The 14,230-nt window shown below is 35.2% G+C and carries 10 protein-coding genes; 9 read left to right on the top strand and 1 reads right to left on the bottom strand.

Features of this window, described 5'->3' with window-relative positions:
* Window positions 1-11: 11 nt before the first annotated feature.
* From PXG98_RS14040 to PXG98_RS14065, 6 genes are all read left to right on the top strand, one after another.
* On the top strand, window positions 12-1,757 hold the full coding sequence (locus tag PXG98_RS14040) for an ATP-binding protein (protein WP_276392054.1): 1,746 nt from the start codon (window positions 12-14) through the stop codon (window positions 1,755-1,757).
* Between the two features lie 3 nt (window positions 1,758-1,760).
* Entirely contained in the window at window positions 1,761-2,132 is a 372-nt protein-coding gene (locus PXG98_RS14045) for a response regulator transcription factor (RefSeq protein ID WP_276392057.1), read from the top strand.
* Window positions 2,133-4,547, top strand: a complete 2,415-nt coding sequence (locus tag PXG98_RS14050) for a HEAT repeat domain-containing protein (protein WP_276392058.1) — start codon at window positions 2,133-2,135, stop codon at window positions 4,545-4,547.
* 77 nt (window positions 4,548-4,624) lie between these two features.
* Window positions 4,625-5,974 (top strand): glycosyltransferase family 2 protein, encoded by a 1,350-nt coding sequence (locus PXG98_RS14055; protein ID WP_277612715.1) that lies wholly within the window; start codon window positions 4,625-4,627, stop codon window positions 5,972-5,974.
* Window positions 5,975-5,976: 2 nt separating this feature from the next.
* A complete protein-coding gene (locus PXG98_RS14060) occupies window positions 5,977-8,337 on the top strand; it encodes a sulfatase-like hydrolase/transferase (RefSeq protein ID WP_276392061.1) in 2,361 nt (786 codons plus the stop codon).
* Between the two features lie 19 nt (window positions 8,338-8,356).
* Window positions 8,357-9,583, top strand: a complete 1,227-nt coding sequence (locus PXG98_RS14065; protein ID WP_276392063.1) for a YaiO family outer membrane beta-barrel protein — start codon at window positions 8,357-8,359, stop codon at window positions 9,581-9,583.
* A gap of 429 nt (window positions 9,584-10,012) precedes the next feature.
* On the opposite strand, the gene PXG98_RS14070 is transcribed toward PXG98_RS14065, so the two are convergent.
* The gene (locus tag PXG98_RS14070) at window positions 10,013-10,876 is read right to left on the bottom strand and encodes a sigma-70 family RNA polymerase sigma factor (protein WP_276392065.1); all 864 of its coding nucleotides are present in this window, start codon (window positions 10,874-10,876) and stop codon (window positions 10,013-10,015) included.
* Between the two features lie 201 nt (window positions 10,877-11,077).
* On the opposite strand from PXG98_RS14070, the gene PXG98_RS14075 reads away from it, so the two are divergent.
* The 3 genes from PXG98_RS14075 (at window position 11,078) to PXG98_RS14085 (ending at window position 14,159) form a co-directional block, all read left to right on the top strand.
* A complete protein-coding gene (locus PXG98_RS14075) occupies window positions 11,078-11,587 on the top strand; it encodes a DUF6155 family protein (protein WP_276392067.1) in 510 nt (169 codons plus the stop codon).
* An 11-nt stretch (window positions 11,588-11,598) separates the two neighbouring features.
* Entirely contained in the window at window positions 11,599-12,528 is a 930-nt protein-coding gene (locus PXG98_RS14080) for a 2-hydroxyacid dehydrogenase (RefSeq protein ID WP_276392068.1), read from the top strand.
* 119 nt (window positions 12,529-12,647) lie between these two features.
* Window positions 12,648-14,159: a DEAD/DEAH box helicase gene (locus tag PXG98_RS14085; protein WP_276392071.1), complete on the top strand. Its 1,512-nt coding sequence runs from the start codon at window positions 12,648-12,650 to the stop codon at window positions 14,157-14,159.
* Window positions 14,160-14,230: the final 71 nt, after the last annotated feature.

Genomic DNA, 14,230 nt, shown 5'->3' on the forward strand with positions numbered 1-14,230 from the left:
CTTACATACTTTTGAATTCAAAAAATCTACTTTCTCAATTATCACAACTAGAATCCTCCCTCAATAGTTTTTCTTTTGAAGAGCTTTCCGCAATTGAAGCACGGAATCTTAAGAAATCCTATGATGATTTTAAAAAACAACTAGAACTTAGGATATGGGGCGATAATGTACCTGGCGAATGGACAAAAGGTGAAATAGACGAGGAGGTAAGTACTTCCTTAAATCCAACCGAGAAGCTTATCGCAACGGTAAGTCATGAAATGAGAACACCCCTTACTGGAATTATGGGATTTTTAGAACTGCTAAAGGAAAGCGAACTAACAAAGAACCAATTATTTCAAGTAAATGCTATTGCTTCCTCTTCAAAACAGTTGTTAAGGATATTAAACGAACTTCAGGACTATAGCAAACTAAGGGCGGGCATAAGTTCCTTTGAAACTAATGATTTTAATTTTTACGCACTTATTCAGGAAACCGTTCATTTGTGCAATTCCCTCATGATAGGCAAAGACCTAAAACTACAGGTAGATGTAGACAAAAGAATCCCTAAAAGATTGCATGGATCTTCATCGAAATTATCGCAAGTGCTACTGAATATTTTAGGAAATTCCATTAAATTTTCGAATCAGGGAATTATAAGGATCAGGGTAAGATTGATTGAAAATACCAAAGGTGTTTTAACGCTTAAGTTTGAGCTATCGGATACCGGGATAGGAATTGCGGAAAAAGATTTAAAGAAAATTTTTAATTCCTTTCAACAAGTTCATGATAACGATGGCCTTGGCTATGGCGGAATTGGACTTGGATTGAGCGTGGTTAAACAAATCATTGAAAAACAAAATGGAAAAATCAGTGTTGAGAGTAAACTAGGTAAAGGAACCAAATTCATCTTTCAACTTTCCTTTAAAGAAGCTATTCAAAAATCTGAAAATTTTGTAGAAGCTACTAATACAGTTCCCATAAGTAGTGCAAAAATATTAGCGTTCGAGGATAACCCCTTAAACAAAAAAATGCTCGAACAAAGACTTGTAAGTTGGGGCTGTGATGTCTATATGGCCGAAAACGCTCTCTTTGGACTAAATAAACTAAATACAGCTTCTTTCGACTTGGTATTATTAGACATAAATATGCCATTGCTTTCAGGTTTCGAGATTGCACACAAAATTAGATCTAGCAAAGACAATCAAATTAAGAATATCCCAATAATTCTAATCACGGCAGATTTGTCAGCAGATATTAGTAAAAGAATGAAGGCCTTAAAGATTAACGATTTAATACGAAAACCCTTTAGCCCGGAAGAACTTCATGTAAAATTATCAGGACAACTAAAAAACGGTTTAGCCTTTAGAGATTCCGTAATCATGGAAGGAAGGGTAAAGGATAATTCTAAACCAAATTCGATAGCACAAAATGTACAAGCAGTCCTTTATTCATGTGATGGGGATTTGGAGGTTCTTCAAGAAATTATGGAACACTACCAGCGTAATGCAATAGAATTCATTGGAAGATTAAGACTTTCAATTAAAAGCAACGATTTTAAGGGAATTCTCCTTGCCACGCATAAAATCAAAGCGGGGCTATATATGCTTGCCTCAGAAAATCTAAGAAGTATTGTTGAGAATATGTCGGCTATCGCAAAAACCACCGAAGACCTAAATAGGATGCAATTCTTATATGACCGTTTTGTTATGGAATATCCCATGGAGGAAAGAGCTCTAAACATGGCTATGGAAAATTTACGAAAAGAAGGAATTTAACAAATGATAAAACGATACTTATTACTAGCAGAGGATGATGAGCTTTTAGGGGCGCTCTTGAGTTACCGTTTAGAGAAAGCAGGATTCGTAGTGGAGCTAGCCCGGAATGGGAGAGAGGTAAAAGAGTATTTAGAACAAAATAAACCAGATGTAATAGTAAGCGATATTATGATGCCCTATTTCTCAGGTATTGAATTGATAGACTATGTGAGGCACCACTTAGGTTTACACACACCTATGATAATTATTTCCAGTGCCGGAAATGAGGATAATGTACTAAGTGCATTTGAACTTGGTGCAGACGATTTTATTCCTAAGCCTATTAGTCCGGCTGAGCTAATAGCAAGAATTGAAAGAGTTTTATGCAATGTATAAATGGTAATTGAAAGTCTGAAAACATATCAACTTAACGCACTTTTGGAAGTTCCAAAAATTCAAACGAATCTTTTATGGGATCTAACCTTTGTGTTTTCAGCTTTGGGTATACTTTATTTCTTTTTTATCTTTTATTATAAGCGACGAATTAGATTAAAATCTGAACTCATTGCTAGGAGAAAAAAGGACGTTGCGCCAATGATTTCTACTTTTTTGTTTCATGAAACAGAAGATAGCAAAGAAGAGAAAAGAAATTATGTAGAGTTAAAAATTGCCATTAGAGAACTCCTGAAAGATGCGCGAAATAAAGAAGTAATTGCTGAAGTACTGTTAGATCTGCAAAAAGATGTTTCTGGCGACGCACGAAAAAGGGTTTATAGACTTTATAAAGAATTAGAATTACATCTTGAAGCGATCAAAAAACTAGACAGCTGGCGATGGGAGATTGTTTCTAAAGGGATTTTAGAGCTTACTCAGATGAAAGTTACCAGCTCCTACGGATTTATAAAGAAATTTATAAATGACAAGCGGGGAATAATTAGAAAACAGGCACAAATATCCGCCGTTACTCTAACGCATGAAGGTATTAACTTTTTTCTAGACACCACGCGATACAAAATATCTGAATGGCAGCAACTAAAGCTTCTAGAAGTACTACAAAACTTAGAAGGTTTTATCCCACCAAGTTTTAAAGTCTGGCTCACTTCTAACAATAGAGATGTAGTCCTTTTTTCATTAAGGCTAATTAAGCATTACCACCAAATAGATGCAGGGATCGCTATGATTCCCTTGGTAAAACATAAAAACGATCAGGTAAAGGCAGAGGCTATATTTTGTTTAAAAGAATTTAGAGTAAAGGAGGCTAAAGAAACCTTAAAAGATATTTTTTCTAATTGCAAGACGGATATTAAAATTATGATACTCGATTTCCTTGCGGTTTTAGGAGAGAAAAAAGATCTTTTCTTTTTGGAGAATATTGAAAAAAGAGAAACAAACTTCATTGTTAAGAATAAGATACACAGTGTTCTTAATGTAATTCAACCGGGAACCATTGTACCTACCTCGGAAATCGATAAGGATTTAGACAAGACACAGGAAAGAAAGACGCAGATAAAACCCATACCAACCAATACTCTAGTTATGGAAGAAGATAACCCATTACCACCCAAGGAAAACATAGATTCTTTTGGGAAAGAGCAGCACAATTCTTTGGATAATATATTGGATGCAGATAATGAGGATGAAGAAATTTTCAATTTATGCTTCAAAGAAGAACTAGAAGATATTCTAAATGAGTTGGAGGAAGAATCCGAATTTACTGCCATACTGCCCTTAGACTTTTTACCAGTGGTAACAGAAAACAATGAATTTCTAGTGGAAGATAAAGCGCCCACAATAGAAGAAAAAGAATTGGATGTAGATTTGGGAAATTCATTAAACGATGAATTCCAAGAAGTAGAATTCCAATTACAATTAGAAGACTTATTAGATGGCTTAAAGAAAGAAGATATTGACGATGTAGATATCAAAAATATCGATGTCGTGGAAGCCTCATTTCTACCGCTAGTAACTAATGATGAAATTGAACAAACCCCAGTACAGATAGATTCTGATAAAATATCAATTAATGAAATCGAGGTATTTCATGAACCTGTGGACTATGAAGAAGATTATTTTGAAATGTATCGCGAGCTGCTTAAAGTGGAGTGGATGCCTGTAGAAGAGTCTTCTTTGCCATCTCTTGATAAATCTATAGACTGGAATGGAATAACGCAGAGTTTAGCTCCAGTAGAAACACAACCAACAATAACAAATAACACAGAAACTATGACCGCTAATGTAAAGACAAAACCCTTAAATTCTCTTCCAGAAAAAGAAAAGACTATGAATTGCTTTAGCATTTTTGCTGAAATGTTCCGAGATAGTGACAAAGAATCAAAACTAATTCTTCTGGATGAAATTCTAGCAGTTGGGGAAGAAAAAGAACTTGAGTTTCTAAACATAGTAAAGACAGACAAAGAGAAATCAGTAAGAATTAAGGCCGAAAAAATATATACCCAGTTAGCGAAAAGTTTAGAAAACAAAGCCAATGAAAAACAGGATGTCTTATCTCACAAAAAACGGTCAGGTGTTGAAGTTATCTCAGGTAATCCCATAGTAAAAGAGGGTCAAAATGACGCAAAGAACGTAGGCAAGTTAAGTCTTGACGAACAAGAAAAAGCACTTGAAAATTATTTAGATATTGAGTTCGACCTGTCTCTGGAGACACAAGAACAAAAAGATGGCAAACAGCACAAGTTAAAAGAACCGACCGAGAAGGAACCAGTTAAGAAAGAAGTTGAAATATCCGAAAAAGCTGGTTTCCTTAATAGTATAAAAAAAATTACACTAAAATTTTTTAATACAAGCGCTTAGTGGATAATGGCGTATTACATATCCTAATAGAATACCTAAACGTAATATTCTTACTGTTTACCACAATTCTATTTACTATGTTTAGCGTTATGGGGTATCTGTCTACCAGAAACTCTCTGCACTATAAACACAAGAATAGCTTTGTAGACCTATCAAAGGTAATGGCCTCACCAATGGCTCCAAGCATCACCATAATTGCCCCTGCTTATAACGAGGGACTTACTATAGTTGAAAATATTAGATCCTTACTCTCTCTAAAATACGTTAACTATGAAGTAATGGTGGTGAATGATGGGAGTAAGGATGATACGCTGGCTAAAATGATAGAAGCTTATGATCTCTATGAAATAGCCTATACACCTGATCCTGGATGGCTTTCCAAACCGATTAGAGGCGTTTACAAATCAAAACAGCGCTCGTTCGATAAATTAACCGTAATAGACAAGGAGAACGGCGGGAAGTCTGATGCTCTCAACACAGGTATACATCTATCCAGAAATCAATATGTGGGATGTATAGATGTGGATTGCCTACTCTTACCAGATGCCTTATTACATGTGGTTAAGTCATTCTATCAACGCAGTGAGAAAAAGGTAATCGCGGTAGGAGGAGTTATTAGAATTGCCAACTCTTGTAAGATAGAAGGAGGGAGGTTACAGGAAATAAGACTGCCAAAAAACTGGTTGGCTAAATTTCAGCTTTTAGAATATACGAGGTCTTTTTTACTGGGAAGAATGGCATGGGGAAGAATAGACAGCTTATTGATAATATCTGGTGCTTTTGGATTTTTTGATCGTGAAATAGCCCTAGAAGTTGGTGGTTATGATACCAATACTGTAGGTGAAGACATGGAGATCATTTTTAGAATGAGACGCCATATGCATGAACGCAAAGAGCCCTATACAGTAGAGTATATTCCTGACCCTTTATGTTGGACAGAAGTACCTGAAAGTGCTAAAATCCTGGTGAATCAAAGAGATAGATGGGCAAGAGGTAATCTCGAGACACTTTACAAACACAAAGACATGTTTTTTAACCCAAAATTTGGCCGTTTGGGAATGCTGAGTTATCCCTATTGGTTTTTTTATGAATGGATGGCCCCAATTCTGGAGTTCTTGGGATTCTTTTCCATTATCATGTTTTATTTTTTGGGAATCTTGAACATTGAATTTTTTATAGCCATAACGTTTATGGTCTATACATTTTCTGTAATGTTCTCCCTATACGCTATTCTTTGGGATGTGTATTCCTATAACCAATATACCAAAACAAAAGATATACTTATTCTGGTTATTTGCGCTCTTGTTGAACCAATAACCTTTCACCCCCTGGTTGTTTGGTCTGCAATTCGCGGTAATTATAAGAAGCTGTTTAAAATACAATCAGGTTGGGGATCACAGGTCCGAAAAGGATTTGCAAAGACATAGTAATGACTGGTAAAGATGTAACATCAAAAGAATTATTGCCTAAATCCCTAAGGGATTTTATTAGGTTAATTATTTCCTTTTATGTAGGGCTTATTGCTATTTCCTTGTTCCAGAACATCTATCTTTATTCGCAAGGGGTTTTGTCCGCTATTTTTACCAAATCTTTTTTTCTTCTTCTTCTTCATCATAGTGGGTTTACGGCGTTTATTGGTCTTTTTCTTGCCTTTCTATTTAATTTCTTGGAGAGAAAAAAACCACAATTAGGCTTTAAAGTCTGTGTAGCAATCTTTATGTTCATCCTTTTAATTGAGGGCCTACTTTGCGACTTTTATGTGAGAGAATATGAGATCTTGGGTACCGGGGCAATAAATACTTATTTCTCTATTACCTCCCTGCTTTATTTTCTTGTAGCCACCGCTGTTATTTGCAGTATTTCATATGCTATCTTATACTACATTTATAACATCTCGGCGTCCTTTTATAGAACTATTAGCCGGATGTATCCATTTACCATTATTCTATTTAGCCTATTTCTGGCAACTCTTACTTCCCCAAAAAAGCCGGTAAATGAAAACAAAACACAATACTTAATATCACATGTTCTTAAGGATGCAGTAGACGTTAACAAATATAATGGTAGTTTGGAATATCCTTTGATAAAAGAATATAATAAAGACCATAGCCTAACAACATTCTTTGATTTAAAGTCTGAAAAACCAAACATAGTAATGATTATGGTTGAAGGGCTAGGTAATAGTTTTGTTGGCAGCAGAGCTAGTTATCCAGGATTTACTCCCTTCTTAGATTCTCTGATAAACAAATCTCTATACTGGAATAATTTTATCAGTAATGCTGGAGAAAGCTATGCTGCAATACCGGGATTTATTGGGTCTTTACCCTTTGGGGAAGAGGGATTTACCAACGCTGCAGAACTTCCTTTCAGAAACACTTTATTCAGTATTCTGAAAAGAAATGGCTTTGCAACATCCTTTAACTATGGTGGAAATAGCGCCTTACAAAAAATAGATCGGTTTCTTTACGATGAAAATGTAGATTATATCTTGGACAGCAAAGGATTTGGAACTTCCTACAAAAAGCAAGAAGAAGATGCGGCAGGAATTTCACTGGGATATCCCGACAAAGAATTATTTGCCAAATGGTTGGCGGATATTCAATATTTTGAAAATCCAAGACTAGACGTTTTTCTTACCTTAAGTACGAAAAAACCTTTTTCTATACCCAATAGCCTTGAATACCAACAAAAAGTAGCAGTACATATTTCAAATAAGCTAGAAGATTCTAGAATTAAAAAGTTAATAAGCAAAAATAAAGAGTTATTTGCCAGCGTATTATATTCAGATGAAGCCCTGAAATTATTTTTTAAGGAATACCGGAAAAACTCAAATTTTAGCAATACCATTTTCATTATAACAGGCAGTCATAATTCTACCGACTTACCTCTAAACCAAAGCCTTGATCGTTATAAAGTACCGCTAATAATTTATAGCCCGTTATTAAAAGAAGCTAAGACGATTCCCGCACTAGTATCTCAATTAGATTTTGTTCCTTCAATACTTGGATTACTTGAAGAACAATATGATGACTTTCAATTACCCGATAAAACTTCCTGGCTGGGACAAAGCCTAAATCATGAAGGCATCTTCAAGCAGAATAAAGAAATACCCCTTTTTAGACATAAGAATAACATAAAGGATTATATCTCCGGAAAACACTTCCTTTCCGATGGGACTTACTACGAATTAACTCCAGAAATGCATATGGAAGATTCAAATAATCCATCCATAAAAATAAAAGAAGAATTTAAATATTTTAAAGCTGTAAACTCCTATGTGATGACAAATAATAAAATAGTACCAAATGAAAGCCAACATAGCGCTTCCCTGTATATGCCTCCTACAAAGGAAGATGTTATTTGGATTAACAGTGTCTTTAGTGGCACGGATTATGATAATGCTTACGATACCGCAAAAGACTTAGCTTTTGAAGGAGAATATAAAAAGGCCCTAACCTTAAGTAAATATATTCTTTCTCAAGTACCAGGACATGCAGATACGGAAATACTTATGGGTCGTATCTATGCATGGCAGGAGAATTACGTTAAATCTAAAGAGATTTTGGAAAAAACCATAGATAAATACCCCGTATATGCTGATGGTTATGCGGCACTATTAGATACCTACTTCTGGTCTGATCAGAATCATTTGGCTAGAGTTGTAGAACAAAAGGTTTATCAAAATGACATTAGGGACATAGAAGTATTGGAACGAATAAATAGGGCTAAAAAAAGTCTTCAGGCGAACTCTTCCTCCTCGGGAGAAATAAAAAAGGTAGCTAGTAAATAAGATAGAAGAACCGTATTTAATGTTGAAAAATCTTTTATTAGGAATGATGTTTTTAATAGTGTTTAGCACTATAGGTCAGGAATTGGCGTATAATGGCAATCCTGATAATTCATTTTTTATCGCAAGAGATCTTGCTTTTAATGGAGAACATTCAGCTGCAAGAGATACGCTCTCCTCTGTATTGACTAAATATCCAGACTACGCCGATGTTAGAAATCTATTGGCTAAAACACATAGCTGGGATGGACAATACAATAAAGCTCGTAAAGAGTTTAATAGAATTATTTCCGTAGAAAAGACGAATAAAGAAGTATGGGTTGCAGCCATAAAAAATGAAATATATGCCAAGAATTATTCTACAGCACTTGGTCTATCTAATAAGGCCCTTCTTTATTTAAAGGAAGATGTAGATCTTCTCAACTTACAAAAAATAGCATATAACAAAATATATGAACTTCAGAAAGAGACCGATTTTTTATTAGAAACCAAAGAAGAGGAAGTACCTAAAATGCTGAAAAACAAAATTGGATTTATCAATTCATTTGACGTTTTTGACATAGTCTATGATCCGATGATATTTTCAACCATCGAGTTTACCAGAACAACAGAATATGGAAAAGTAATTCCAAGGGTAACCTATGCTAATCGATTTAATGCCAATGGATTGCAATTTGAACTAGATGCCTACCCCAAAATTTCAAAGACCTTGTATGCTTATACGAATTACGGTTATTCTAATCATCCAATTTTTCCGAAACACAGGGCTGGACTTGAACTTTATGCCAATTTACCAAAAGCTTATGAAGCTTCTCTGGGTATGCGATATTTAGACTTTGAAACAAGTGCTGCAACAATATATACCGGATCTGTCGGAATGTATAAAGGAAACTATTATTTCTCCATAAGACCCTATATAACCCCCAGGCAAGATGGCCCCATAGGGCTTTCGGGTAATCTACTGGCCAGAAAGTATTTAAAAAACAAATACAACTATTTCGGCCTTAACTTTAGTTATGGATTCACCCCAGAAATTATTCAGTTAATTTCAAACAGTGATGTTATATTGTCCGAAACCCTACTTTTTGTTGAATCTCAGCAACTTTTGCTTGAATACGCTTTTCAGGGTAAAACTAACACAAACCAATACAGAGGCCTACTGGGCCTTACAAGGCAAGAATTCGTTTTTGATGCCGGACAGTTTTTCTATGCTATTTCCGCCGGACTGCGGTATGAGACTAATTTTTAAGACCATCTAAACCATTAAATTAATTACGTTCACAACAAAAAATTGAGCATTCACCACAATTTGTTGTAAAACGGGAACATAAAGGATATGTTTACTAAGCAATTATTGACACCCAAATCTCAATAACGAAAACCAAACTTACCATGTTATACGATACCTACGGGGAGGAGTATTTAAAATTCCTTCAAGAATTAAATGAAATTTTAAGTTTAAACGAATTAGCCGAGGTGGACTATTTATAGCCCGTCCGGCTAATCTTTTTTAATACACTCAACTATGGCAAATCAAAACCAGGATAATGCGGCTTACATGAATTTCTTGGAAGACCTCAACGACATCCTTACAGACTACGAAATCAGTAAACTCAGTTGTTCTTAAAAAAAAACAACTTAAAAAAACAAAAACTCGGAAGATTTCCGAGTTTTTTTATTATCCTAAATAAGTTTTTAGCAATTTACTCCTAGAATTATGTCTTAATTTTCGGATGGCTTTCTCTCTTATTTGTCGGACTCTTTCCCTTGTAAGGTCAAAAGTCTGGCCAATTTCAGCCAAGGTCATACTTTGCTGATCCCCGATACCATAATAAAGTTTTACTACATCTGCCTCTCTGGGAGATAAGGTCTCGAGAGCTCTGTTAATCTCTGTATTTAAGGATTGTTGCATTAAATCTCTGTCTGGCCTGGGGGATTCACCAGAGCGCATTACATCGTATAAATTTGAATCTTCTCCTTCCTTTAAAGGAGCATCCATAGATACATGTCTTCCAGAATTCTTAATAGACTGTTTAACCTCGCTGACACTCATTTCCAATTCCTTAGCAATTTCTTCCGCAGAAGGCGGACGCTCATGGGCCTGTTCTAAATAGGAAAAAGTCTTTTTAATTTTATTGATAGATCCAATTTTGTTAAGAGGAAGTCTAACCACCCTTGACTGTTCTGCCAGTGCCTGCAGTATAGACTGTCTTATCCACCAAACGGCGTAGGATATAAACTTAAAGCCCCTCGTTTCATCAAATCGCTTCGCTGCCTTAACCAGTCCAACATTACCTTCATTAATTAAATCTGGTAATTTTAATCCTTGATTTTGATATTGTTTTGCCACAGATACTACAAAACGAAGGTTGGCATTGGTTAATTTTTCTAGGGCGGCCTGATCTCCAGTCCTTATTTTTTGAGCTAGTTCTACTTCTTCGTTTGCAGTTATAAGCTCTATTTTGCTGATATCTTGAAGGTATTTATCCAAAGATTTTGATTCTCTATTGGTTACCTGCTTGATAATCTTAAGTTGCCTCATATAGGATGAATAGGTTTTAGTTTATAAGATCTCAGTATAATGCTTTCTCTCGTCTTTTCCAAAACAATTGTATGATTGTTTTACATAATTTATTAGGTATAATTGTTGCTTGAGCCTGTTTGTCATTCAAAAGACTAGATTGGTACAATTGATAATTATTACTTACAAATTTCAAGAACAGTACTATCTTTAGTGCTTGATATGAGCAAGAGAGCATTAAAAAAGTACTTAAAAGAACTAAAGAAAAGAGATCTTGAAGATCAGATTACCGATTTATACGATCGCTTCCCTGCGGTTAAGCAATATTTCGACTTTGTTTTTAATCCCAAAGAAGAAAAACTTGTCCAAGAGGCAAAAGTTAAAATTTCGAATGAGTATTTTCCTCTAAAAAGGAAAAGGGCCAGGGCCAGAAGATCGGTAGCTCAGAAGTTTATTAAGCTCTTTTTAAAGTTAGAAATGGATCCGTACTTAACTGCAGACGTAATGCTCTTTAACCAGGAAATAGCCCAAACGTTTTCGGAAAACAATAAAGTACCGGAGGCATTTTATAAGAGTATGCTTAACTCGTTTAGAGAGTCCATACAATTTGTTAGCAAACATAAATTATTGTCAGAATTTCAAGAAAGAATCGTCACTATTTATAAAAAGAGTCAGAGCCAGAATTGGCCGTTGGAGGAAGAATTTTCAAAGGCCTTAGATATTATTGAATAAAACCAAAAAATATGGCAGTTGTAATTATTAGGCAAGATGAAAAGATAAATGCATGGAAACAGGCTTTGCAAGAAAATGCTCCTGATATATCTTTTTTCAGTTTTTTAGAACCTCATGATAGAGAGAAAACAGAGGTTGCCTTTGTTTGGAAACATCCTGAGGGCGTATTAAAAAATTATCCCAACCTCAAGTATATAGCGTCTTTCGGCGCAGGAGTCGACTTTTTATTGGAGGATAAGAGTATTCCAGACGACATACCAATTACACGAGTTGTCGATCCAATATTGGCAAGCGATATGTCTGAGTTTGTATTGGCCACTATTTTAGATAATTTAAAACACCTTAGGCATTATAAAGTAGACCAATTAAATTGCCAATGGAAACCCCAAGATTATAATAGAATAAGTGATGTACAGGTAGGAATAATGGGAATGGGTGCCTTGGGTACCGATTTGGCAAAGTTTCTCACTTTAATCGGTTTTAGAACTATTGGCTGGGCTACCACGAAAAAACCCCAGCTAGGAATTAACATGTACTACGGGGATAAAGAACGTAATTCCTTCCTGAATCAAAGTAACATCTTAGTCTGTCTTCTCCCGCTAACGCCTTCTACCAAGGAGATTTTGAATAGAGATGTTTTTAAACATCTTCCCGAAGGAGCCTATATTATTAATGTCGCTCGCGGAGGGCATTTAAATGACCAAGATCTGATTGATAGTATAGACGAAGGGCAGCTTTCCGGAGCCAGCTTGGATGTATTCCATGATGAGCCTTTGTTACCAGAACATCCCTTCTGGAAACACCCAAAAATTAACATTACCCCCCATATTGCCAGCGTTTCCGACGTGGCGTCTGTTTTACCACAATTAATAGAGAATTATAGGCGATTTAAAAAAGATTTACCCCTTAATAATCTGGTTTTTAGACAAAAAGGATATTGAATTTTATATTTTCTAAATATCGTTTCATTTAAGCACTATTTTCTATTAATTTTGTAAAATTGGGATTTTAGCAAATCTCTGTACTTAATATTCTACAAATATTCATATTTAGTTAGCTTTTGCGAACACAAACAGATCAAACAGAAAAACAACTTTACGACTACCAGTTACAGGATCTCAATACGATATTTTCGCATCTTGAGGAGGCATCTGATGAACTAAATATTCTTTACCAACTTCCCACAGGAGGAGGAAAAACCGTAGTTTTTTCTGAAATAGCCAAAAGATATATTAAGAAGAACCAGAAAAAAGTTGTTGTTCTAACCCATAGAATTGAATTGAGCGTACAGACTTCTCGTATGCTAGCAGGTTTCGGTGTAAAAAATAAAATAATTAACAGCGAAGTAAAGGATTTCAAAGATCAAGATCAATTCATGTGTTTTGTTGCGATGGTAGAAACATTGAATAATCGCTTACAAGAAGATTTAATTGAGTTACACAACGTGGGCTTAGTGATTATTGATGAAGCACATTATAATTCTTTTCGGAAGCTCTTCAAGTATTTTGAAAAATCGAATATTCTGGGGGTTACTGCCACCCCATTGAGTTCAAATATCAAGCTTCCTATGAAAGATAACTACAGTAAGCTTATTGTAGGAGAATCTATAGAATCTTTGATAAAGAAGAAATTTTTGGCCAAGGCTAATATGTACAGCTATGATGTAAGTCTCAGATCCTTAAAATTAGGTATTAATGGAGATTATACAGTTAAGTCGTCTGATGAATTGTATAGTAATCAGAATATGCTCGGTAAATTAATAAGTGCTTACGAAGAAATAGGGAAGGGGAGTAAAACTTTGATATTTAATAATGGCATTAATACCTCCCGATATGTTTATGAAACTTTTAAAAAAAGGGGATATCCAATAAGGCATCTAGACAATAAAAATAGCGCTTCGGAAAGACGGGAAATTTTGGATTGGTTTTCCTCTACCAAGGATGCTATATTAACTTCCGTAAGTATTTTAACCACTGGTTTTGATGAGCCAGGTGTAGAAACCGTAATTCTAAATAGGGCTACCAGATCCCTAACTCTTTATTTTCAAATGATTGGAAGAGGATCTCGAATCCTTCCGGAAAAAGATAATTTTACAGTGGTGGATCTGGGTAATAATATCTCCAGGTTCGGAATGTGGGATGCTCCAATAGACTGGCAAGAAATCTTTTATTTTCCAGACTTTTATTTGGAGAATATAAAGAACGATGAGGAGATTGAAAGGGAGTTTGTTTATGAAATGCCGGCAGATCTAAAGGCCGAGTTTAAGAATTCTTCTAATATAACATTTGATATTAAAGCGGAATACAAGAAAGTATTTGCCCAAGGTTTACGATCTAAAACGGTATTGGAAAGAAGCATTGAGCAACACGCCCAAATTTGTGTTGAGAATAGTGAAGATGTTTTTGATGCCAGAATACTCGCCAAAAAGCTGAAAGAAGAAATAGCTTATCGAGTAAGACAATACTCTTATTGCATTATGAATAATACCAAGAACTATAAAGAATGGTTAGAAGAAGATTATGAACGAAAACTAAGACTTAGCATTTCTCAAAAGTTTGCTTCCCGTTTATAGTTTATTTGTATTCTATTACATTATTCATACCAGGCAAGATTTCTAGGCCTTTCTTTAGTCAGAAAATACGC

It is taken from the genome of Eudoraea chungangensis (assembly GCF_029360665.1).
Lineage (GTDB): Bacteria > Bacteroidota > Bacteroidia > Flavobacteriales > Flavobacteriaceae > Eudoraea > Eudoraea chungangensis.